The sequence below is a fragment of the Devosia sp. Root413D1 genome (assembly GCF_001425235.1).
Lineage (GTDB): Bacteria > Pseudomonadota > Alphaproteobacteria > Rhizobiales > Devosiaceae > Devosia_A.
In genome coordinates this window covers 193,921-216,292 of sequence record NZ_LMEA01000013.1, presented here as the reverse complement: position 1 = coordinate 216,292, position 22,372 = coordinate 193,921, and the positions used below count along the sequence as shown (strand labels likewise).

The 22,372-nt window shown below is 65.2% G+C and carries 23 protein-coding genes; 20 read left to right on the top strand and 3 right to left on the bottom strand.

Translation table 11 applies throughout. The annotated features are described in order from the left end of the window. Positions 1-32 precede the first annotated feature (32 nt). Complete coding sequence (locus ASC89_RS26300; RefSeq protein ID WP_056003608.1) at positions 33-707, bottom strand: SGNH/GDSL hydrolase family protein; 675 nt, start codon at positions 705-707, stop codon at positions 33-35. A 162-nt stretch (positions 708-869) separates the two neighbouring features. Between ASC89_RS26300 and ASC89_RS26295 the strand changes: the two genes are divergently transcribed. The 9 genes from ASC89_RS26295 to ASC89_RS26255 all read left to right on the top strand — a co-directional run bounded on the left by ASC89_RS26295 (position 870) and on the right by ASC89_RS26255 (position 10,082). Further along, positions 870-2,057, top strand: coding sequence for a sugar ABC transporter substrate-binding protein (locus tag ASC89_RS26295; RefSeq protein ID WP_055886981.1), 1,188 nt, complete (start codon positions 870-872; stop codon positions 2,055-2,057). Positions 2,058-2,116: 59 nt separating this feature from the next. Continuing rightward, positions 2,117-3,631, top strand: a complete 1,515-nt coding sequence (locus ASC89_RS26290; RefSeq protein WP_056003605.1) for a sugar ABC transporter ATP-binding protein — start codon at positions 2,117-2,119, stop codon at positions 3,629-3,631. Between the two features lie 9 nt (positions 3,632-3,640). Beyond that, positions 3,641-4,639 carry an ABC transporter permease gene (locus ASC89_RS26285; protein ID WP_055886975.1) on the top strand — a complete coding sequence of 333 codons (999 nt, stop codon included), beginning with the start codon at positions 3,641-3,643 and terminating at the stop codon, positions 4,637-4,639. Beyond that, the gene (locus ASC89_RS26280; RefSeq protein WP_056003602.1) at positions 4,639-5,364 is read left to right on the top strand and encodes a FadR/GntR family transcriptional regulator; all 726 of its coding nucleotides are present in this window, start codon (positions 4,639-4,641) and stop codon (positions 5,362-5,364) included. Before ASC89_RS26285 ends, ASC89_RS26280 begins: the two co-directional genes overlap by 1 nt. Before the next feature lie 2 nt (positions 5,365-5,366). Continuing rightward, positions 5,367-6,149: an SDR family NAD(P)-dependent oxidoreductase gene (locus ASC89_RS26275; RefSeq protein WP_056003599.1), complete on the top strand. Its 783-nt coding sequence runs from the start codon at positions 5,367-5,369 to the stop codon at positions 6,147-6,149. A gap of 9 nt (positions 6,150-6,158) precedes the next feature. Next, complete coding sequence (rhaM, locus tag ASC89_RS26270; protein ID WP_055886967.1) at positions 6,159-6,476, top strand: L-rhamnose mutarotase; 318 nt, start codon at positions 6,159-6,161, stop codon at positions 6,474-6,476. Between the two features lie 51 nt (positions 6,477-6,527). Next, positions 6,528-7,706 carry an L-rhamnonate dehydratase gene (gene rhmD / locus ASC89_RS26265; protein ID WP_056003595.1) on the top strand — a complete coding sequence of 393 codons (1,179 nt, stop codon included), beginning with the start codon at positions 6,528-6,530 and terminating at the stop codon, positions 7,704-7,706. 17 nt (positions 7,707-7,723) lie between these two features. After that, complete coding sequence (locus tag ASC89_RS26260) at positions 7,724-8,470, top strand: SDR family NAD(P)-dependent oxidoreductase (protein WP_056003592.1); 747 nt, start codon at positions 7,724-7,726, stop codon at positions 8,468-8,470. A gap of 319 nt (positions 8,471-8,789) precedes the next feature. Continuing rightward, complete coding sequence (locus ASC89_RS26255; RefSeq protein WP_056003589.1) at positions 8,790-10,082, top strand: Gfo/Idh/MocA family protein; 1,293 nt, start codon at positions 8,790-8,792, stop codon at positions 10,080-10,082. A gap of 149 nt (positions 10,083-10,231) precedes the next feature. Here the strand turns inward: ASC89_RS26255 and phnF are convergent, their stop codons facing one another. Further along, positions 10,232-10,969 (bottom strand): phosphonate metabolism transcriptional regulator PhnF, encoded by a 738-nt coding sequence (gene phnF / locus ASC89_RS26250; RefSeq protein ID WP_156384783.1) that lies wholly within the window; start codon positions 10,967-10,969, stop codon positions 10,232-10,234. An 81-nt stretch (positions 10,970-11,050) separates the two neighbouring features. Here phnF and phnG point away from each other — a divergent pair, with 81 nt between their 5' ends. From phnG to phnE (ASC89_RS26195), 11 genes are all read left to right on the top strand, one after another. After that, on the top strand, positions 11,051-11,500 hold the full coding sequence (gene phnG, locus ASC89_RS26245) for a phosphonate C-P lyase system protein PhnG (RefSeq protein ID WP_056003586.1): 450 nt from the start codon (positions 11,051-11,053) through the stop codon (positions 11,498-11,500). Continuing rightward, positions 11,500-12,090, top strand: coding sequence for a phosphonate C-P lyase system protein PhnH (gene phnH, locus ASC89_RS26240; RefSeq protein ID WP_056003583.1), 591 nt, complete (start codon positions 11,500-11,502; stop codon positions 12,088-12,090). The genes phnG and phnH overlap by 1 nt, the downstream gene beginning before the upstream one ends. A gap of 3 nt (positions 12,091-12,093) precedes the next feature. Continuing rightward, positions 12,094-13,311, top strand: coding sequence for a carbon-phosphorus lyase complex subunit PhnI (locus ASC89_RS26235; RefSeq protein ID WP_082533617.1), 1,218 nt, complete (start codon positions 12,094-12,096; stop codon positions 13,309-13,311). Continuing rightward, a complete protein-coding gene (locus ASC89_RS26230; protein WP_056003581.1) occupies positions 13,308-14,186 on the top strand; it encodes an alpha-D-ribose 1-methylphosphonate 5-phosphate C-P-lyase PhnJ in 879 nt (292 codons plus the stop codon). Before ASC89_RS26235 ends, ASC89_RS26230 begins: the two co-directional genes overlap by 4 nt. Further along, a complete protein-coding gene (phnK, locus tag ASC89_RS26225; RefSeq protein ID WP_056003578.1) occupies positions 14,183-14,974 on the top strand; it encodes a phosphonate C-P lyase system protein PhnK in 792 nt (263 codons plus the stop codon). Before ASC89_RS26230 ends, phnK begins: the two co-directional genes overlap by 4 nt. A 166-nt stretch (positions 14,975-15,140) precedes the next feature. Next, positions 15,141-15,845, top strand: coding sequence for a phosphonate C-P lyase system protein PhnL (phnL, locus tag ASC89_RS26220; protein WP_056003575.1), 705 nt, complete (start codon positions 15,141-15,143; stop codon positions 15,843-15,845). Beyond that, positions 15,842-16,450, top strand: a complete 609-nt coding sequence (locus ASC89_RS26215; RefSeq protein ID WP_056003572.1) for a DapH/DapD/GlmU-related protein — start codon at positions 15,842-15,844, stop codon at positions 16,448-16,450. The genes phnL and ASC89_RS26215 overlap by 4 nt, the downstream gene beginning before the upstream one ends. Positions 16,451-16,705: 255 nt before the next feature. Next, positions 16,706-17,578, top strand: a complete 873-nt coding sequence (phnC, locus tag ASC89_RS26210; protein WP_056003569.1) for a phosphonate ABC transporter ATP-binding protein — start codon at positions 16,706-16,708, stop codon at positions 17,576-17,578. Between the two features lie 92 nt (positions 17,579-17,670). Beyond that, the gene (gene phnD, locus ASC89_RS26205) at positions 17,671-18,579 is read left to right on the top strand and encodes a phosphonate ABC transporter substrate-binding protein (RefSeq protein WP_056003566.1); all 909 of its coding nucleotides are present in this window, start codon (positions 17,671-17,673) and stop codon (positions 18,577-18,579) included. 68 nt (positions 18,580-18,647) lie between these two features. After that, on the top strand, positions 18,648-19,625 hold the full coding sequence (gene phnE, locus ASC89_RS26200; protein ID WP_056003563.1) for a phosphonate ABC transporter, permease protein PhnE: 978 nt from the start codon (positions 18,648-18,650) through the stop codon (positions 19,623-19,625). Next, positions 19,625-20,974, top strand: a complete 1,350-nt coding sequence (gene phnE, locus ASC89_RS26195; RefSeq protein WP_056003560.1) for a phosphonate ABC transporter, permease protein PhnE — start codon at positions 19,625-19,627, stop codon at positions 20,972-20,974. Before phnE (ASC89_RS26200) ends, phnE (ASC89_RS26195) begins: the two co-directional genes overlap by 1 nt. A 255-nt stretch (positions 20,975-21,229) precedes the next feature. Here phnE (ASC89_RS26195) and ASC89_RS26190 read toward each other — a convergent pair whose 3' ends face one another. Further along, positions 21,230-22,270, bottom strand: a complete 1,041-nt coding sequence (locus tag ASC89_RS26190; RefSeq protein ID WP_055886894.1) for an ABC transporter ATP-binding protein — start codon at positions 22,268-22,270, stop codon at positions 21,230-21,232. Between the last annotated feature and the right edge of the window lie 102 nt (positions 22,271-22,372).

Sequence of the window (22,372 nt, the reverse complement as noted above, 5' to 3'; positions counted from 1 at the left end):
GGCGTTCCACCGCACCAGCGGAGCAATTCCGTTCAGGCGGCACCGATCTCCAAAATCCGCCGCACTTCCCCCGCCAGCGCCAAACCGAGCGTCTGGTGCGCTCCGGCGTCGAGGTGAATGCCGTCGTCGTCGCTCGAGCTGATGACGCTGCCGGCGTCGAAAAAGTGCACGCCATAGGCCTTGGCGACGCGGGCGTATTCGGCGGCGAATTTCTGCGATTTGGCGCTGCCGGCTTCGAACATTTCGGTGAGCCAGGTGAGCCTCGCCAGCGGGGCGGGCGACACCAGCAGCACTTCGGGGGCGAGACCCTCGGGACCGGCAGTGGAGCGGCGCACCAGGTCGGCGAGCTTGCCGGCGCCATCGGCGATATCGCCCGCAGTCATCGACAGCCGCGCCTTCAGGTCGTTGGTGCCCAGCATGATGATCACCAGGTCGAGCGGCATGTGGGTGATCAGCGACACCGGCAGGTAGCGCTCACCGTTGCGGATCTCGCCCTCGATCGGATCGTCGACGCAGGTGGTGCGGCCGTTGAGCCCCTCCTCGAAGACGTTGACGCCGGCGCCGAGCGCCGCCTGCATGATGCGCGGCCAGCGCTGAGTGACGCCGAAGCGGCCGCCGGCGCCGCGATAAGGCTGGGGCACGGCGCCCCAGGTATTGGAATCGCCATAAGCCAGCACCGACAACGGTGCGGACGCCTGATCTGCCATTCGGACCTCCCGTTTTCGCTAGCCGTACGGTCAAGCGCGAGGAGTGGTCAACGCATAATTGGTCTGACCAAATAGCCAGAACTGGCTTGCGCCCGGAAAATGGACGCGATATGAGCTTGGATAATTGGACTGACCAATTGTCCAATACAAGGGAGAGAGAACATGCGACTGAAGAGTCTGCGCCTGGCTGCGATCGCCGGGCTGACGGCGGCCCTTATGTCGGGCGCCGCCTTCGCCGAGGATTTCCACGGCTTCGATCCGACCAGTTTTGACGGCAACATGGTGAGCGCCGAGCAGCTCGCTGCGATGGTGGTCGACGCGATCGCCGCCAATGCGCCGCGCAACGGTCAGAAGCTGACCATCGGCTTTGCCAACCTGCAGCGCGATATCTCGTTCTGCCTCAAGGTGGAGCAGGGCATCGTCGCCAATGCCGAGGCTGCGGGCATCGACCTGCAGATCGTCGACAACCGGCTCGATGGCGCCACGGCGCTGGCCAATGCCGAGAGCTTCCTGCAGCGCAATGTCGACTTCGTCATCGAATTCCAGACCGATGCGAATTTCGGCGCCACCATCATGCAGAAGATGAACGAGGCCAACACCAAGGTCATCGCCATCGACATCCCGATGCCGGGCGCCACCTTCTTCGGCGCCAACAACCCGAAGTCGGGCTTCATGGGCGGCGCCTATCTCGGCCAGGCGGCGATCCAGAAGTTCGGCGCCGACAAGGTGAAGACCGGCTACCTGGTGGTCGGCGAGTTGCCGCAGTCGGGCGCCGTGCCGGCGATGCGCACCAACGGCCAGGTGGCCGGCTTCAAGGGTGCCGTCGGCGAGTTCGCCGATGCGCAGGTGATCAAGATCGACACCAAGAATACGCTGGAAGAGAGCTTCACCCAGATGAACAACGTTATCGGGCGGATTCCCGAGGGCGTGCCGATCATGGTGACGGCGATCAACGACCAGGCGGCGACCGGCATGCTGCGCGCCGTCAAGCAGGCGGGCCGCGAGGCTGACCTGATCGTCGTCGGCATGGGCGCCGACGAAATCCAGACGCTGATCGACGAGCCGGCCTTCGTCGCTTCGGTGGGCTATTTCCCCGAGCGCTACGGCAACTTCCTCGTGCCGCTGGCCCTGATGGAGCTGGCCGGCAAGGAGGTTCCGGACACCGTGCTGATGACCCACTACATGGTCACCGACGGCAATGTCTGCGAGTTCTACAAGGACTTCGCCTGCTCGGCGACGCCGGATGCGATCACCTTCGAGCTGCCCGAGGACGCCTACAAGGCCCACCTCGAGGAGATCCGCAAGCTCCCCGAGCTGCAGGACTCGCTCAACCTGATCCCGACCAACTGACCCTGACTTGGGACGGTGGCATCAGCCACCGTCCCAATCTTTTTCCGACAGGTTATCGTATGTCCAGCACAGCACGGCTTTCGATGCGCGGCATCGACAAGTCCTTTGGCGGCGTCCCGGTGCTCAGCAATGTCGAGCTGACGCTCGAAGCCGGAGAGGTCGTGGCGCTGCTCGGCTCGAACGGCGCCGGCAAGTCGACACTGGTGAAGATTCTCACCGGGCTCTACAGCCGCGATGCTGGGACCGTCGAAGTCGACGGGCAGGCGGTGGTGTTCGGCAAGCCCGCTGACGCGATCGCGGCCGGGGTAAAGCTGCTGCCGCAGGAAATCTCGGTCATGCCCGACCTCAGCGTCGGCGAGAATATCCTCCTCGGCGATCTGCCGATGAAGCCGGGCTTCGGCTTCAAACAGGTCGACTACAAGACCATCCATATCCGCGCCACCGAGCTCCTCGCCCAACTGGGCTTCGAGGCGCTCGATACACACCAGGACGTCAAGCGCCTGTCGGTGGCCGAGCAGCGCATCGTCGAGATTGCCCGCGCCATTGCCGGGCAGGCGCGGATCCTGATCATGGACGAACCGACTGCCGCGCTCACCGAGCAGGAAGCCGAACTCCTGTTCGCCATCATCCGCCGGCTGAAAGAGCAGCGCGTCTCGGTGGTTTATATCTCGCACTACATGAGCGAGGTGTTCGAGATTTCCGATCGCATCGTGGTGCTGCGCGACGGCCGCAATGCCGGCGACTTCGTCACCGCCACTACCAACAAAGCCGAAGTGCTGGCCGCCATGCTCGGCGCCACCGCCGGCGATCTCTATCCGACCGAACCTCCCCCGCCACCCGGCACCGACGTGCTGAAGGTCGAAGGTTTTGGCGTTCGCGGCAAGATTGCCGATGTCAGTTTTGCGGTGCGCTCGGGCGAGATCCTCGGCATCTTCGGGCTGGTCGGCTCCGGCGTCGAAGTGCTGGGCCGGGCGCTTTATGGCGCGGTGCACAGCGAACGCAGCGGCCAGGTGACGCTCGATGGGCGACCCTACCGGCCGTCGACGCCGCAGCACGGCAAGGAGGCCGGTATCGGCTTCGTCGCCGCCGAGCGGAAGAAGGAAGGCATCATCGCCGACCTGACGGTGCGCGAGAACATCGCGCTGCCGTTCCAGAGCCGCTTCACCCGCGGGCTGTTCGTTTCCACCGAAGCCGAGACCGGGCACGCGCAGAACTGGATCCGCGACCTCGGTATCCGCACCCGCGGGCCGGAGCAAAAGCTCAGGACCTTGTCGGGCGGCAACCAGCAGAAAGTGTGTCTCGCCCGCTGGCTGGTCGAGGGGGTGAAGCTGCTGATCCTCGAGGAGCCGACGCGCGGCGTCGATATCGGGGCGCGTCGCGAGATCTACGGCAAGCTGCGCGAGCTCACCGCCAAGGGCTATGCGGTGATCATCCTCTCGTCCGATGTCGAAGAAGTCGCCGGCATTTCCGATCGCTCGCTGGTGCTCGACCGCGGGCGCGTCGTCGAACAATTCCCGCGCGGGGTCACTCCCGCTGCGCTGATGGCCGCCACGGCCGAAACCCAAACTGCCTGAAGGATCGCCATGGCTACCACCACCGAGACCGCTGCCGCCGCCCCGTCACTAAAGCGCCGGTTCATGGAATTGCTCGCCAAGCCCTGGTCGGGCGTCGCCATGCTCCTGGTGTTCTACCTGATCCTGATCGCGGTGTTCTCGATCCTGTCGCCGTTCTTCTTCAACACCCGCAACATGCTGCAGATCGGGCTCAACGTCGCCTATATCGGGCTGATGGCCGCGGCGGGGACGCCGCTGATCATTGCCGGCGGGCTCGACCTGTCGGTGGCGGCGATCGCCGGGCTGACCGGGGTGATGATCTCGCTGCTGGTCGGGCTCGGGGTGCCGGTCTGGGTGGCGGTCGGGCTGGCGCTGGCGCTCGCCGCGGCGATCGGCGTCGCCAACGGGCTGTTCACCACGCGGCTGAAGCTCAACCCGCTGATCACGACACTCGGGATGATGAGCATCGTTTCGGGCATTGCGCTGGTGCTGACCGGCGGCCTCACCAGGCCGCTGATGATCCCTGGCTTCAACTGGATCGGCAACGAGCGGCTGTTCTCGATCCCGATCCCGCTGATCATCATGGTGGTCACTTTCTTCGCGCTCTGGCTGGTGATGACCAAGACCAAGTTCGGCCGCTTCATCTATGCGGCGGGCGGCAATGCCGAGGCATCGCGGCTGATCGGCATTCCGGTCGAGCGCACGGTGATCGTGCTCTACGTCATCTCGGCGCTGGCCGGCGCCGTGGCCGGCACCATCCTCGGCGCCATGCTGGGGGCGGCCGGGCCGAACGCCGCCGGCTCGCAGCTGCTCACCGTCATCGCCGCCATCATCCTGGGTGGCACCAGCCTCAATGGCGGGCGCGGCTCGGTGTGGGGGACGCTCCTGGCGGTGCTGATCCTGGGCACGCTCAACAATGGCTTGACCCTGCTCAACGTATCGAGCTTCTGGCAGGATGTGACGCGCGGCGTCGTCCTGATGCTCGCGGTGAGTCTGGATCAGTTGCGCAATCGCGCCCTGGGTGAGTGATGATCGCGGTTGAGTCCTATGCGCCTATCGAACGCAGCAGCTCCGTCGCCGAGCAGGTGGCCAAGCGCCTGCTCGAGATGGTGCGGACCAAGGCGCTGAAGCCGGGCGACCAGCTGCCGCCGGAACGGGAACTCGCTACCTATATGCAGGTCAGCCGACCGAGCCTGCGCGAAGCGCTGCGCGGGCTGCAGATACTCGGCGTCCTGAAAATGCGGCAGGGCGGCGGCATCTATGTCACCGGGCTCGAGGCCTCGGACCTGCTCGGCCCGCTGCAGTTCCTCATCACGCTGGACAGCCAGAATCTTGGCTCGCTGTACGAGAGCCGGCGGATGATCGACGGCTCGATCGCCCGGATGGCCACCGGGCTGATCACCGATGCGCAACTGGCCAAGCTCCACAAGCTGGTCGAGGCGCAGGTGCACCTCACCAACGATTCCCTCGGCTTCCGGCTCGCCGATACCGAGTTCCACGAGACCATCGCCGCGGCGACCGGCAACACCTTCCTCGTCACCATCTCGCACTCGCTCTACGTGCTCGGCATGGAGTACCGGCGGATCGCGGCGGAAACCCCCAATGTGCTGGAGCGCTCGCTGGCCGAGCATCGGGTGATCGTCGCCGCGCTCGAGGCACGCGATGCGGCAGCAGCGGAAGCGGCGATGCAGGCGCACCTGCTGAGCGTGCACCGCTCGACGCTCGAAGTGATGCAGGCGAAGGGTGAGGTTTAGCCATGTTGCTTGAAGGCAAGCGCGCCATCGTCACCGGCGGATCGCGCGGCATCGGCCGCGGCATTTCGGTGGAGCTCGCCCGGCAGGGCGCCGATGTGGTGATCAACTATTTCGCCGGTGCCGACCACGGCTTTGCCCGCGACACCGCGCATGACGAGACGGTCGCCGAGATCGAGGCGCTGGGGCGCCGGGCCATCGCGGTGGAAGGCGATATCGCCGACCCGCAGGTCAGCACCGATTTGGTGCAGGCGGCGGTTGAGGCGTTCGGCGGTGTCGATATTCTTGCGTCCAACGCCGGGATTTGCCCGTTCCACGCCTTCCTCGACATGCCGCCGGCGCTGCTGCAGCAGGTGGTTGGGGTCAACCTCAACGGGGCGTTCTACGCGGTGCAGGCGGCGGCGAACCGGATGAAGGACCAGGGCACGGGTGGCGCGATCGTCGCCACCTCGTCGATCTCGGCGCTGGTCGGCGGCGCCATGCAGACGCATTACACCCCGACCAAGGCGGGGGTGCATTCGCTGATGCAGTCGGTGGCCATCGCGCTCGGGCCCTATGGCATCCGCTGCAACTCGGTGATGCCGGGCGCCATCGCCACCGACATCAACAAGGACGACTGGTCCGACCCCAAGAAGCGCGAATACCTCAACAACCGCATCCCGCTGGGCCGCTTCGGCGAGCCCGAGGATGTGGCCAAGGTGGTCGCATTCCTTGCTTCCGACATGGCCTCCTATGTCACCGGCGCGGCGCTGCTGGTCGATGGCGGGCTCTACGTCAACCTGCAATAGGAGAAACCGATGTCCGAGCGCATCGCCTTTCGCATGAAGGTGCACCCCGGCAAGATTGCCGAATACAAGAAACGCCACGACGAGATCTGGCCCGAGCTCAGCCAGGCGCTGCGCGACGCCGGCGTTTCCGACTATTCGATCTGGCACGATCCGGAGACCGACGAGCTGTTCGCGACACTGGTGCGCACTGCCGACCACACCATGGCCGATCTCCCCAAGACCGAGATCAACAAGCGCTGGTGGAAGTTCATGGACGACATCATGGACTATAATGACGACGGCACGCCTGAAGTCGTTGAGCTCCGACAGGTCTTCCACCTCGCCTGATTTCGCTTCCTGATCTCTTGCCCTGATCTCTTGCCGAAACGGCCGCTTTCCATGTCCGACTTCACCATCAAGGCCGTGCGCGTTTCGCTCGTTACGAGTGAAGGGGACGGCGGCGACTATTTCCAGCAGGGGCGCGGCCACTGGCTGATCGACACGCTGATCGCCAACCCGATGTCGGGTTACGCTGAGTACAAGGCGTCGCGCCAATCCTGGGGCATCGGGGTGATGGGCTCGATCGTCGTCGAGATCGAGAGCGAGGCCGGCGTCACCGGTGTCGCCACCGGCTTCGGCGGCCCGCCGGCGGCCTGGCTGGTGGCCAACCACTTCAGCCGCTTCCTTGTCGGGGAGGATGCGCGCAATACCTCGAAAATCTGGGACCAGATGTTCCGGGCCTCGATGCCCTATGGCCGCAAGGGGATGCCGATCGCCACGATCTCGGTGGTCGACCTGGCGCTGTGGGACCTGGTCGGTAAGCTCCGCGGCGAGCCGGTCTACAACCTGATCGGCGGCAAGTGCCATGACGAGATCAGCTTTTACTGCACCGGCCCGGCGCCGGACGCCGTGAAGGAACTGGGCTTCTGGGGCGCCAAGGTGCCGCTGCCCCACAGCCATTTCGATGGCGAAGACGGGCTATTGAAGAACATCGAATTCCTCACCGCGCAGCGCGAGCTGGTGGGGCCGGATTTCCCGCTGATGGTCGATTGCTACATGGCGCTGACGGTGCCTTACGCGATCCGGCTCGCCGAGAAGACCAAGCACCTCGACATCTACTGGTGGGAAGAGGTGCTGCACCCCGACGATATCGAGGGGTTCCGGCTGCTGAAGCAGGCGCACCCGACCCTCAAGTGGACCACCGGCGAGCACGAATATACCCGCTACGGTTTCCGCCGGCTGATCGAGGAGCGCACCATCGACGTGCTGCAGCCCGACGTGATGTGGGTGGGTGGGCTGACGGCGCTGCTGCAGATCGCGGCACAGGCGGCGGCTTACGATATCCCGGTGATCCCGCACGGGTCGGGGCCGTACTCGTACCAGTTCATCGCCAGCCAGCCGGCGCAGTCGCTGTGCGAGTATGTGGCGGCCAGTCCTGACGGGCGCTCGATCCGCCCGATTTTCGGCAAGCTGTTCAGCGGCGAAGACCTGCCGCAGAACGGTCGACTAAAGGTCAGTAGCGCGCCGGGCTTCGGTATGGAAATAGCTGATCGCGGTCTGCTAAAGCCGTTCGCCTGACCTAATAAGAGAGTTTCATGAACCAGATTGATCTCAACGGCCAGGTGGCCGTCATCACCGGCGGTGCGCAGGGCATCGGCTTCGCCATTGCCAAGCGCCTGGTTGCCTCCGGCGCCAAGGTCAGCCTGTGGGACATGAATGCCGACCTCCTCGCGACCGCCAGGGCCGAGCTCGGCGCCGCCGCTTCGACCGTTGCGGTCAACATCACCAATTACGACGCCGTCGCCGCCGCGGTAGCGGAAGTCGAAGGCAAGCTCGGCAAGCTCGATATCCTCGTCCACTCCGCCGGCATCGCCGGCAAGAACGCCCCGCTCGATGAATACGAGCTCGACGAATGGCGCCGGGTGATCGACATCGACTTGAACGGTGCGTTCTACGTCAACCGCGCCGTGCTGCCGGGCATGAAGGCCCGCAATTTCGGCCGCATCGTCAACATCGCTTCGATCGCCGGCAAGGAAGGCAACCCGAACGCCTCGGCCTATGCCGCGGCCAAGGCCGGTGTCATCGGCATGACCAAGGCGGTGGGCAAGGAAGTGGCGAAGTACGACATCGCCATCAACGTCATCACCCCGGCGACGGCCAAGACCCGCATTCTCGACGAGCTGAAGCCCGAATTCATCGACTACATGCTGAGCCGCATCCCGCGCGGCCGCTTCCTCGAGGTCGAGGAAGCCGCGAACATGGTGGCCTGGCTGGTGTCGAAGGAAAACAGCTTTACCACGGCTTCGGTGTTCGACCTGAGCGGTGGCCGCGCCACCTACTGATCGCCGCTTCAACCTGTTCCATCGGGGGGCCGGATCGCCACAGCGGTCCGGCTCTTCCATGTCTGGACGCGAAGGATGCCTCGACCTTGCAGACTCCGCCTCCCTCCCCCTTGAGGGGAGGGATTGAGGGAGGGGGTGGCGCAGTCAGCACAGTGCCCGCCTCACCACCCCCACCCCCAGCCCCTCCCCTCCTAGCGGACGCGGTAGCGCCGCGGGGGGAGGGGAGCCAAGACTTGACTAAGTAACCAGACGGTGAATTATTTCGGGGCGACCCGCTGGAGGACCCCGGGTGGCATAACACCCGACGAGGACACCCCCAGTGAAGTACGCGATAGTCGGCGTCGGCGGGCGCCACGCCATGTTCCGCAAGGCGATCACCCAGACGCATGCGGAAGGCAACGACCTGGTCGCCCTGTGCGACGTGAACGAGACCCGGCTGGCGCTTTCGGCCGGCAAGATCCCCAAAAAGGGCAACGGCATCGCTACTTACGAGGCGGCTGACTTCGGGCGGATGATCGCCGAGCAGCAGCCCGATACGGTGATCGTCACCACGCCGGATTACCTGCATCACGAATATATCGTCGCGGCGCTGAAGGCCGGGCGCAACGTGATGACCGAAAAGCCGATGACGGTGGATTTGGCTAAGCTGCGCGCCGTGCTCGAGGCGCAGCAGCAGAGCGGCAAGCGGCTCACTGTCACCTTCAACTATCGCTACACGCCGGCCCGCACGCAGCTGAAAGACCTGTTGATGAGTGGCGTCATCGGCGACATCACCGCGGTGGACTTCCGCTGGTATCTCGACCGGGTGCACGGCGCCGATTATTTCCGCCGCTGGCACCGCTACAAGGAGAAATCCGGTGGCCTCCTGGTGCACAAATCCACCCACCATTTCGACCTGATGAACTGGTGGGTGGCCTCGACCCCCAAGACCGTCAGCGCCAATGGCAAGCGGGTGTTCTATACGCCGGAGATGGCCGAGGAACTGGGGCTCGGCGCGCATGGCGAGCGCTGCCATGACTGCCCGGTGTTCGACCGGTGCGAGTACCGGCTGGATCTTGCCCGCGATCCGGCGCTGCGCGAGCTCTACCTCGATGCCGAGGATGATGACGGGTACCTGCGCGACAAGTGCGTGTTCGCCGATGACATCACCATCGAAGACACCATGCAGGTGCAGGTGAAATACGCCAACGACGTGTTTCTCAACTACACGCTGTGCGCCTACAGCCCGTGGGAGGGCCTCGAGATCAAGTTCCACGGCACCAAGGGTGAGCTGACGCACCGGCATGTCGAGGTGCACGGGGTGTTCGGCGGGGTCCGCGACAAGGCGCAGGAAGATGCGATGACGACCACGCTGCATCTCGCCGGCGGGTTGCCCGAGGCCGTGGACGTGTGGGCCGGCCACGGCGACCATGGCGGCGCCGACCCGGTGATGCTGGGCTACCTGTTCGAGCCTGAGAGCATGGAGCCGGATCGCTATGCCCGGGCCTCGACGCACAAGGAGGGGGCGTGGTCGATCCTCACCGGCATCGCGGCCAACGCTTCGATCGCGTCAGGGCAGACGGTGGATGTGGATCGGATGCTGGCGGAGGCGGGGATATCGCTCGCGCGGTAGTGCGTGGGGCCCACCCCTCATCCGCCCTTCGGGCACCTTCTCCCACAAGGGGAGAAGGGTCCTCCACTGGCATCTCAGTCGGGTCTTCTCCCTTGATGGGAGAAGGTGGGCGAAGCCCGGATGAGGGTGGGGCACCGAACACCAGACCCCTAAACCACCAGCTCCATCCGATCCGCCGGAAAGCGCGTCAGCATGGCGTGGATCGGGACGCCCTCGGCGTCGAGGTCTACGGCGTCCGACACCAGCACCACCGCGCCCGGGGCGAGCTTCAGCGCTTGTGCTTCCTCCGTGGTGGCGTGCCGCGCCGAGATGCGGGTCGAACCGCGCGAATAGTCCTCGATGCCATAGCGCCTCAGCGCGGCGGTGACCGAGCCGGTTTCGACATAGGCGGTATCGAACCCGGCAAAGCGGGCCTCGGGGAACCAGCCGCTGGCGCGGGCCAGCGGGCGGCCGTCGGCGAAGGAGACCGTCTCCTGCCGGATCAATCGCGTTCCGACTTTCACCGCCAACGCCTCGGCGAGGCGCGCCGTGGCCCGCTCGATCTTCGATGACAGCAACTGGCTGCTGCGCTGGCGCACCTGCCCGGCGAGGCCTTCGGAGAAGCGGGTGCGGCGGCCGATCGGGTAGCTGAGGCGGCGCGCTTCGGCGACGAAGGTGCCGCGGCCGTGCTCGGCGCGGAGCACGCCTTCCTCTTCCAGCACGGCGAGGGCACGGCGGACGGTGTGGCGGTTGACGCCGAAACGCTCGGCCAGACTCAGCTCGCCGGCCAGCTTGTCGCCGCTTTCGAGTTTGCCGCCGATAATGTCGAGGCGGATGGCGTCGGCGATCTGGCGCCACAGGGCGACGCCTCCGGCCGGGGCGATTTCGGTACGGCTCAAGATTGTCATTGCATCTTCACACGGTCGGCCTATAGCGGGGCGAAACGACATCACTTGTCTATTTTACTATACAAGTTGGAGTAAGAGCCAATGCAACAGGCGCCTGCAAATAACCCCCGGCAGGAGGCGATGGCGGTGTTGAGCCACGCCACGCCGAAGCGGCTCGGCGAACTCTGGGCCGCCTGGTCCGACAAGCCGGCCTACCACAGAGTGCGTGGCCCGGAGACCGGGCTGGTGATGGTGCGCGGCCGCGCCGGCGGTGGCGGTAACGCCTTTAACCTCGGCGAAGCGACGGTCACCCGCGCCACGGTTTGGCTCGAAACCGGCGAGGTCGGGCACGCCTATTGCCTCGGTCGCGACGGCGACAAGGCAGTGCAGTCGGCGCTGTTCGATGCGCTGCTGCAGCGCGACGCCGAAGCGGTAGAGACGCTGGTGCTGCGGCCGCTGCGTGAAGAGCAGGCCGCCGCGGATGCAAAACTCCGCGACGAGACGGCGGCCACCAAGGTCGACTTCTTCACCATGGTCCGGGGAGACGATTGATGGATACGACAATCGAAGGTGGCTTCGCCGACCTGGTGCTGGGGGCGCAGAGCGTGTTCCGCGCCGTGATGGAGGCGCTGGCCCGTCCGGGCTCGGTGCAGTCGATCGCATCCGATGCGCTGCCGCCGGCGCCGTTGGCGCCGGAGCTCGGCGCCGTGGCGCTGACGCTCTGCGACCACGATACGCTGGTGTGGCTCGACCCGGTGCTCGCCGCCAACGAGGCGGTAGTGGCCTGGCTGGCCTTCCACTGCGGCGCGCCGCTGACCTCGGATATCGGCGCGGCGGCGTTCGCACTGGTGAGCGATGTGGCACTGCTGCCGGCGCTCGATCGCTTTGGGCAGGGGACTGACGAGTACCCGGATCGCTCGACCACGGTCGTCCTCGCTGTCGGCGCCGGGACCCGAGCCGTGACCCTCAAAGGGCCGGGGATCAAGGACCAGTTCAGCACCGAGCTGCCGCTGCCCGGCGGCGATTTCATCGAGCAGTGGGCGGAGAACCGCACCCGCTTCCCCCGCGGCGTCGATTTGCTGCTGGTTCGTTCTGGCACGGTGGTCGGCCTGCCGCGCACCACCCGTATTTCGGAGGCTTGAGCCATGTATGTTGCCGTCAAAGGCGGTGAGGCCGCCATTGCCAATGCTCACCGGCTGCTCGCCGATCGCCGTCGCGGCGATCGCTCGGTGCCGGCGCTGCGCCTCGACCAGATCATCGAACAGCTCGGCCTCGCGGTCGATCGCGCCATGGGCGAGGGTTCGCTCTATGACCGCGAGCTGGCGGCGCTGGCCATCATTCAGTCGCGCGGCGACCTGATCGAGGCGATCTTCCTGGTGCGCGCCTATCGCACCACGCTGCCGCGTTTCGGCTATTCGAAGCCGATCGACACTGCGGCGATGAAGATCGAGCGCCGCGTTTCGGCGACGTTCAAGGATCTGCCGGGTGGCCAACTACTCGGACCGACCTTCGACTATACGCACCGCCTGCTCGACCCCAGCATTGCCGAGGGCGCTGCGGTCGATGAAGCCATGGCGCGCGCCAGCGCAGACGAGCCGGCGCCGCGGGTCACTGACCTGCTCGATCACCAGGGGCTGATCGAGCCCGACGTGTCCGAAGTGCAGGAGGAGATCGGCGATCTCACCCGCGAACCGCTGGAGTTCCCGCTGAACCGTGATCGGCGCCTGCAGGCGCTGGCCCGCGGTGACGAAGGGTTCCTCTTGGCGCTCGGCTACTCGACGCAGCGCGGCTATGGCCGCTCGCATCCGTTCGTCGGCGAGATCCGCATCGGCGAGGTCGAGGTGGAGCTCGATATTCCGGAGCTCGGCTTCGCGGTGAACCTCGGGCGTATCCGGGTCACCGAGTGCCAGATGGTCAACAAGTTCAGGGGCAATGCCAAGGTGCCGCCGCAGTTCACCCGCGGTTACGGGCTGGTGTTCGGTCAGGCCGAACGCAAAGCCATGGCGATGTCGCTGGTCGATCGCTCGCTGCGCGCCGCCGAGCTCGGCGAGGACGTGAACCATCCGGCACAGGACGAGGAATTCGTCATCTCGCACTCCGACAACGTGCAATCGACCGGTTTCGTCGAGCACCTGAAGCTGCCGCACTATGTTGATTTTCAGGGCGAGCTCGGGCTGCTGCGCGAGATGCGCGCCGAGCACGATGTTCACGCACCGGCCGGCACCCTCCCCCTCGCGGCGAGGGTTGGGGAGGGGGGAGCCCCAGGCTCCGAGCGTGTGGCTCCCCCCCTCCCAGCCTCCCCCGCAAGGGGGGAGGTGCCCGGAAGCATCGAAGACACGTCACCCGCGGAGGCGGCAGAATGAATATCGCCAAATACAACTTCGCCTATCTCGACGAGCAGACCAAGCGGATGATCCGCCGGGCTATTCTCAAAGCCATCGCGGTGCCGGGTTACCAGGTGCCGTTCGCCAGCCGCGAGATGCCGATGCCGTATGGCTGGGGCACTGGCGGGGTGCAGGTTACCGCCTCGATCATTGGGCCCAATGACGTGCTGAAGGTCATCGACCAGGGTGCCGACGACACCACCAATGCGGTGTCGATCCGCGCCTTCTTCGCCAAGGTCGCTCAGGTGGAGGTGACCACCCATACCGAAGAGGCGACGATCATCCAGACCCGCCACCGTATCCCGGAAGCCAAGCTCACCGAGGGGCAGGTGCTGGTCTACCAGGTGCCGATCCCCGAGCCATTGCGCTTCCTCGAGCCGCGCGAGACCGAAACGCGGAAGATGCATGCGCTCGAGGAATACGGGCTGATGCATGTGAAGCTCTATGAGGATATCGCCAAGCATGGCCGCATCGCCACGACCTACGCCTATCCGGTGAAGGTCGAGGGCCGCTACGTGATGGACCCTTCGCCGACGCCGAAGTTCGACAACCCCAAAATGCACATGTCGGAAGCGCTGCAGCTGTTCGGCGCCGGGCGCGAGAAGCGCATCTACGCAGTACCGCCCTATACCGAAGTGGTGAGCCTCGATTTCGAGGATCATCCGTTCGAGATCCAGCATTTCGAGGAGCCGTGCGCGCTGTGCGGCGCCACCGGGGTCTATCTCGACGAGGTCATCCTAGATGACAAGGGCGGGCACATGTTCGTCTGCTCCGACACCGACAATTGCGAGGATCGCCGCGAGCACGGCCACCGCGGCAAGCTCGCCGGCCACGCCCTGGAGGCAGCAGAATGAACACCAGAGTCTCAGCCAGCGAGCCGCTGCTTCGGGTCGACCGGCTCAGCAAGTTCTACGGCAGCCGGATGGGCTGCGCCGATGTGTCGTTCGAGCTGTGGCCGGGCGAAGTGCTGGCCATTGTCGGGGAATCCGGCTCGGGCAAGACGACGCTGCTCAACTGTCTCTCGACCCGGCTGGAGCCGACCTCCGGCCTTGCCGAGTACCGGATGCGTGACGAGGTGTGGCGCAATCTCTACGACCTCAGCGAGGCCGAGCGGCGCTTCCTGATGCGCACCGACTGGGGTTTCGTGCACCAGAACCCGGCGGATGGGCTGCGGATGACCGTGTCGGCTGGCGCCAATGTCGGCGAGCGGATGATGGCGGTTGGGGACCGGCACTATGGCCGGATCCGCTCGACGGCCATCGAATGGCTCGGTCGCGCCGAGATCGCCGAGGACCGGGTCGATGACGAACCGCGCGCCTTTTCCGGCGGCATGCGGCAGCGGCTGCAGATCGCCCGCAACCTCGTTACCCATCCGCGTCTGGTCTTCATGGACGAGCCGACCGGCGGGCTCGACGTCTCGGTGCAGGCGCGCCTGCTCGACCTGATCCGCGGCCTCGTCGCCGATCTGGGGCTCTCGGCCATCATCGTCACGCATGACCTGGCGGTGGCGCGGCTGTTGTCGCACCGCATGATGGTGATGAAGGACGGCCACGTGATCGAGCAGGGCCTCACCGACCGGGTGCTGGACGACCCGCGCGAGCCGTATACGCAGGTGCTCGTCAGTTCGATTTTGCAGGTGTGATGGTGACGCCGGAGCGCGCGGCCACCCCCACCCTCATTCCCTCCCCACAAGGGGGAGGGAGGCGCAGGGGCCGCTTCATCGGGGGCGTTGATAGTGCAGTCGTCTCCCTCCCCCTTGTGGGGAGGGATCAAGGGTGGGGGTGGCCCCACGCACCGGAGTCTAACAAATGACCGCCCTGCTTTCAGTCTCAGACGTCGCAAAGTCCTTCACCATGCACCTGCGCGACGGCATCGTGCTGCCGGTGGTCTCCGGTGTCGGGTTCACCGTCAATGCCGGCGAGTGCGTGGTGCTTGGCGGTCCCTCGGGGGCTGGCAAATCGAGCCTGCTCAAGATGGTCTATGGCAATTATGGCGTCGATGCCGGGTCGATCTCGCTGCTGCATCACGGCCAGCCTGTCGATCTCGCGACGGCCAGCCCACGCACCGTGCTTGATCTCCGCCGCGACACCATCGGCTATGTCAGCCAGTTCCTCCGCACCGTGCCGCGGGTGACCACGGTCGATGTGGTGGCGGAACCACTGGTGAGCCGTGGCGTCTCCCGGGATGAGGCCACGGCGAGGGCGCGTGAGCTGCTGGCGCGGCTCAACCTGCCCGAGCGGCTGTGGTCGTTGCCGCCGGCGACCTTCTCGGGTGGCGAACAGCAGCGGGTGAACATCGCCCGTGGCTTCATCACCCCGCATCCCGTGCTGCTGCTGGACGAGCCGACGGCCTCGCTCGATGCCACCAACCGCGCCGTGGTGGTGGAGATGATTGCCGAAAAGAAGCGAGCCGGTGTGGCGCTGCTCGGCATTTTCCATGACGAAGAGGTCCGTGCTCAGGTTGCCGACCGCATCGTCGACGTCACCCTGTTCGCCGCAAGGAAAGCCGCATGAAACTCTCCGAGGCGCCTGTCATCGATCCGACCGCCCGGGTCAGGGAGTCCGTCCTCGGCAAGTACACCGAGGTCGGGGCGCACTGCCACGTCAACCGCTCGACGCTGGGGGATTACTCCTACTGCGTCGAGGGCACGCAGATCGCCTATGCCGAGATCGGCAAGTTCGCCAATATCGCGGCCAATGTGCGCATCTATGCCAGCAAGCATCCGATGCAGCGCGCCTCGCTGCATCACTTCACCTACCGCTCGAGCTGGTATTTCGAGGGCGAGGCCGATGATGCGGCGTTCTTCGAATGGCGAGCCGACAACGGCATCGAGATCGGCCACGACACCTGGATCGGCCACGGCGCGGTGATCATGCCGGGGGTCAAAGTCGGGCATGGGGCGATCATCGGCTCCAATGCGGTGGTGACCAAGGACGTCGCCGACTTCGCCATTGCGGTGGGCGTGCCCGCCAAGCCGATCCGCCAGCGCTTCCCTGGCCCGATCGCCGATCGGCTGCTGGCACTCGGCTGGTGGGACTGGAGCCACGACAAGCTGCATCAGGCACTGCCGGATTTCCGTGCGCTCGAGATCGAAGCCTTCCTCGAAAAGTACGAGTAAACTGCTCGTACCCCACACACCGGTCATTCCCGCGAAAGCGGGAATCTCTGTTCTGGTACGCGACGGGACGCTCCACAAACCGAGGTTCCCGCTTTCGCGGGAATGACCCGGTGATGGAAAGGCGTGATCAGAGAGGGGGTTAGCCCCCTGCGACAGGCGCTTTTCCACTGTCATCAAGACGTCACCCAACCTTCACGCACGCTTCGTGTAGCCGCCTTACGAGTTGGCCCCGTCGATTGGACGGGGTTCGTGCGCATGCTGAAGATTTCCAAGGTTACACGTCGCTTCGGCGCCAAGGTGGCGGTCGACAACGTCAACCTCGAAATCCCCGCCGGTCAGATGGTCGGCGTCATCGGCCGTTCCGGCGCCGGCAAATCCACTCTGCTGCGCATGATCAACCGGCTGATCGATGTCAGCGAAGGCAGCGTCGAATTCGGCGGCCTCGAAGTTTCGTCGCTGCGCGGGCAGTCACTGCGTGACTGGCAGCGCGACTGTGCCATGATCTTTCAGCAGTTCAACCTGGTGCCGCGCCTCGACGTCATCACCAACGTGATGCTCGGCCGGCTCAACCGCCGCAACACCATCATGAGCCTCCTCCAGATCTTCTCCGAGGAAGAGCAGTTGCTGGCGCTCAAGGCACTGGAGCGGCTCGATATCGCGCAGACCGCCAGCCAGTGGGCGCAGACGCTTTCCGGCGGCCAGCAGCAGCGCGTTGCCATCGCCCGGGCCCTGATGCAGGAGCCCAAGGTGATCCTTGCCGACGAGCCGATCGCCTCGCTCGATCCGCGCAACGCCAAGATCGTCATGGACTCGCTGCAGGCGATCAATGAAGAGCAGGGGATCACGGTGATCACCAACCTCCACACCCTCGATACCGCCCGCGCCTATTGCGAGCGGATCATCGGCATGTCGGCCGGCCGCGTGGTGTTCGATGGCACGCCCGAGCAACTGACCACCGAGGTGGCGCGTGAGCTCTATGGCGCCGATGGCCTCGAAGAAGCCTTCTCGGAGGAAATGACCTCGACCAGCCTCGAGGCCATCGTCCCCAAGAGGAAAAAGAAGAAGCACGCCGAGTTGCCGGCGGGCGCCCTCGAGGCCCCGCTCGCTTCGGCCGGCCTGCCTAACTGAGATTTCAGAGTTTCCGCTCCTGCCGGTCAGCCGCCTGCTTGCGCGGCGCGACAGGTGGCGGAAAGCCAATCGCGTCACCAAAGGAGACTTCCATGTCCGCGATCCGTAACGTCCTGATGGCGAGCATCGCCCTCACCATGACCAGCACTGCGTTCGCGCAGGATGTCTCGGTCCTCCGCATCGGTCTCGATGGTTCCGAGAACGAAGCCGACCAGATCCGCAAGACCGAATGCGTCGCCGAGGGCCTGAAGGTCACGACCGGCGTGCCGGAAGTGCAGATCTTCCCGTCGCCCGACTATAACGGGGTGATCCAGGGCCTGCTCGGCGGCACCATCGACATCGCCTCGATGGGCGCTTCGTCCTATGCCGCCATCGTGCTGCAGGACCCGGCCGCAGTCGATCCGATCCTGACCACTGCCGGCGCCGACGGCTCGACCGGCTACTACTCACTGCTGGTTGCCCGCAAGGACAAGGGCTACACCAAGCTCGCCGACCTCAAGGGCAAGAAGCTCGGCTTCGCCGACCCGGATTCGACCTCGGGCTACCTCGTGCCGAACGTCTCGCTGCCGGCCGATATCGGCGGTCCGGTGGCCGAGTTCTTCGGCGAGACCGGCTTCGGCGGCGGCCATGAGAACCTGGTTCTCGGCGTGCTCGACGGCACCTGGGATGCCGGCACCACCTTCGGTTCGGGCGTCGGCGAATGGGCCGAGGGCTACACCACCGGTAACCTCCACACCATGGTCGAGAAGGGCATCCTCGACACCGACGATATCGTCGAGCTGTGGCGCTCGCCGCAGATCCCGAACGGCCCGCTGATGGTCTCCAACAAGCTGCCGGAAGATCTCAAGGCCAAGATCCAGGCGTTCTTCCTCGAGCTGCCGGCCAAGGACCTCGCCTGCTTCCAGGGCTTCACCGGCGGCGAAAACACCGCCTATGTCGAAGTCGAGCCGGCCTTCTACGACACCATCGTAGCCGCCCGTAAGTCCGTGATCGGCGACTGATCCAACACCCAATGAATGGAAACGGCGGTACCCCAGAGGTGCCGCCGTTTCGACATCAGGAGCAGGGCATGGCGCATATCGCGCACGATCCAGCCGGCGGCATCAGCGACGCGACCCGGACAGTCTACGGTCACTATCGCCAGCAGATCCGCACCCGGCGCGTCTATTCCATCATCGCACTGGTGGTGTTTGCCATCGTGCTGGCCCTGTCGCTCAACTTCGCCAACGCGGCGAACTCGGGCAAGTTCTTCGAGCGGCTGCCCTACCTGTTAGATTTTCTCCGCAGCTTCGTACCGAACGATCCGCTGGAAATTTTCCGGGCGATGTTCGACCAGCCTTCGCCCTATGCCGACGGCTCGATGAAGTATGATTTCACCTCGCAGCGGATGTATTTCACCGACACGCTGTATGTGCCGCATTTCATCTACGAGCTGATGGTCACGGTGAACATCGCGATCGTCTCGACCATCATCGGCGGTGGCCTGGCGTTTTGCCTCTGCTTTTTTGCCGCCACCAACCTCGTCGGCGCCGGCGCTGTGCGCTTCGTGGTGCGGCGGATCATGGAAATTCTCCGCGCCTTCCCCGAGATCGTCATTGCGGGCCTGCTCACCGCCATCCTCTCGATCGGGCCGATCGCGGCGATCTTCGCGGTGTCGCTCCATACCATCGGGGCGCTCGGAAAGCTGTTCTTCGAAGTGGTCGAGAATGCCGACATGAAGCCCGATGAGGGGCTGCGGGCGGTCGGCGCCACCTGGCTCGAGCGGGTGCGTTTCGGCATGCTGCCGCAGGTGCTGCCGAATTTCGTCTCCTATACATTGCTGCGCACCGAGATCAACGTGCGCGCCTCGACCATTATCGGCGCGGTGGGCGGCGGCGGCATCGGCGAGGCGTTCCGCCTGTCGATCGGCAACAACCAAGCCGCCAAGACCTACGCCATCATCATCCTGCTGCTGGTCACCATCATCGCCGTCGACCAGTTCTCGGGCTGGCTGCGGCGCCGGCTGGTCGGCAACCAGGCCTTCGAATTCGGACGGGGAGCAGCGTGATGTCGAACGGGCTCACAATGGACGCGGGCGACCGTGCCCGGCTGAAAGCTACCCATGCCGCCGTGCTGCACAAGCCGTGGTGGCAGCGCTGGGCGCTGCTGATCGGGCTCGTCGTCACGGTGCTCTATCTCGGCTTCTGCTATGCGTTCTTCAACGTCGGTCCGGCCTTCGAGAACGGCAAATGGGACCGGGCAGCGCTCTACCTGCAGGACTGGTATTCGTGGCGGGCGCAGCCGCGGCTGAAGGTTGCCGACGGCAAAGTCACCGCCACCTGGTCGAGCCGCGGGCAGTATCCTAGGGATGCCCGGATCGACTGGCTGACACCGCACGAGGATGGCTCGATGACGGTGACCTTCGGTGGCGCCGGCGACCGGCTGGAGGTGACGCCCAACCTGGTGGTCGCCTATGTCGGCGGCAACCCGCATGAGATCGCTATCGGCGCCGACAGCGTCACCGCCCCGGCCGATGCGCCACGGGCCGTGCAGCAGGACGGCAGCAAGGTGGTCGTCGACTATGGCTTTGCCGGGCAGGCGGAGGTCCGCACCAACCAGGTCTATGTGCAGCGCCGGTTCCTCGGCTGGGCCAATTTCTGGTTCGATACGCACTCGGCCTATTGGGGACGCAACCCGCTCGAAGTGATCCAGCTGATGTTCAGCGCCGAACGGATCGATCCGGCGCGCTCGAACTTCGATACGGCGGTGAGGGATTTCCTCAACAACGGGGTCTGGCAGCATGGCGACATTCTGTCGAAGCTGCTGCAGACGCTGGTGATGGCGTTTGTCGGCACGCTGCTCGCAACGCTGTTCGCTTTTCCGCTGGCCTTCATCGCGGCGCGCAACATCACGCGGTCGCGGCCGGTGAACTGGGTGATGAAGCGGGGTTTCGACTTCCTGCGCTCGATCGACATGCTGATCTGGGCGCTGTTCTTCACCCGCGGCTTCGGCCCCGGGCCGATCCCGGGGATCGCGGCGATCTTCTTCACCGATGCCGGTGCGCTCGGCAAGGTCTATGCCGAGGCGCTGGAAAACGTCGATGACCGGCAGCGCGAGGGCGTCAAGTCGGTCGGGGCATCACCGACGGTGGTCAACCGCTTCGGCGTGGTGCCGCAGGTGCTGCCGGTGTTCATCTCGCAGTCGCTGTATTTCTGGGAGAGCAATACCCGCTCGGCCACGGTGATCGGCGCGGTGGGCGCAGGCGGCATCGGGCTGAAACTGCTCGAGGCGATGGGCACCAATTCCGACTGGGACAAGGTGGCCTATATGGTGCTGCTGATCCTGATGGTGGTGTTTGTGTTCGACAACCTGTCGAATGCGCTGCGCTCGCGGTTGATCGGGCAGCGGGGGCATTAGGTCGGGTTCTGGTGCGTGGGGCCCACCCCCACCCAGCTTCGCTACGGCTTCGCCTAGCTGCGCTACCCTCCCCACAAGGGGGAGGGAGAGCCGACTGCAGACTCTCGGCTTCATCCTCTCCCTCCCCTTGATGGGGAGGGTAGCGCAGCTGGCCGCGTCAGCGGCTTAGCGTAGCTGGGTGGGGTGGAGCCACAGTCACCAGACAGCAAAAGGCCGCCGTAGTTTCCCACGGCGGCCTTGGTGCATTCGCAGCGCTTAGTTGACGCGCTTGCCGTCCTTGTCGAACAGGTGGACGACCGACAGATCCGGCGCCACCTTGATCTTGGAACCCGGCTGCGCGGTGATGCGCTCGCGGAAGATGCCGTTGATCGACTGGGTGCCGAGGCGGCCGATGACCTGGGTCTCGGAGCCGGTCGGCTCCAGCACCACGACTTCGATCTCGATACCGTTCGGATCGATGTGCAGATGCTCAGGACGGATGCCGTAGACAGCGGCGCTGGCCGGGACATTGACGGCCGGCAGCAGGATGCCGTCGGTGGTCTTGAAGCCGCCATCGGCAGCCGCGCCGTTGATGAAGTTCATCGAGGGCGAGCCGATAAAGCCGGCAACGAAGGTGTTGAGCGGACGATCGTAGAGATCGAGCGGGGTGCCCATCTGCTCGATGATGCCATCGCGCATCACCACGATCTTGTCGGCCATGGTCATGGCTTCGACCTGGTCGTGGGTCACGTAGATGGTGGTGGTCTTCAGGCGCTGGTGCAGCTCCTTGATTTCGGAACGCATCTGCACGCGGAGCTTGGCGTCGAGGTTGGACAGCGGCTCGTCGAACAGGAAGACCTGCGGATCGCGCACGATGGCGCGGCCCATGGCGACGCGCTGGCGCTGACCGCCGGAGAGCTGGCGCGGCTGGCGGTCGAGCAGTTTCTCGAGGCCGAGGATCTGCGCGGCGCGATCGACCTTGGCCTTGATCTCGGTCTTCGGCACGCCCTTGAGCTTCAGCGAGAAGCCCATGTTCTGCGCCACCGTCATGTGCGGGTAGAGCGCATAGTTCTGGAACACCATGGCGATGTCCCGTTCCTTGGGCGGCAGGTCGTTGACCACGCGGTTGCCGATGCCGATCTCACCCGAGGTGATTTCCTCGAGGCCGGCGATCATGCGCAGCAGCGTGGACTTGCCGCAGCCCGACGGGCCGACGAGCACGACGAACTCGCCATCGGAAATGTCGACCGACACGCCCTTCAGCGCTTCGAAGCCGCCATAGTGCTTGCCGGCCTTGTTGATGGTTACTGGTGCCATGAAGGTTCCTCGTCCCTGTCGCGGGGAAGCCCCGCTTGTGGGCGGCACCTTCGGCGGGAGGTTATCCAGCGTCAAGGCAGGATCGGCGTTTATTAGACCAAA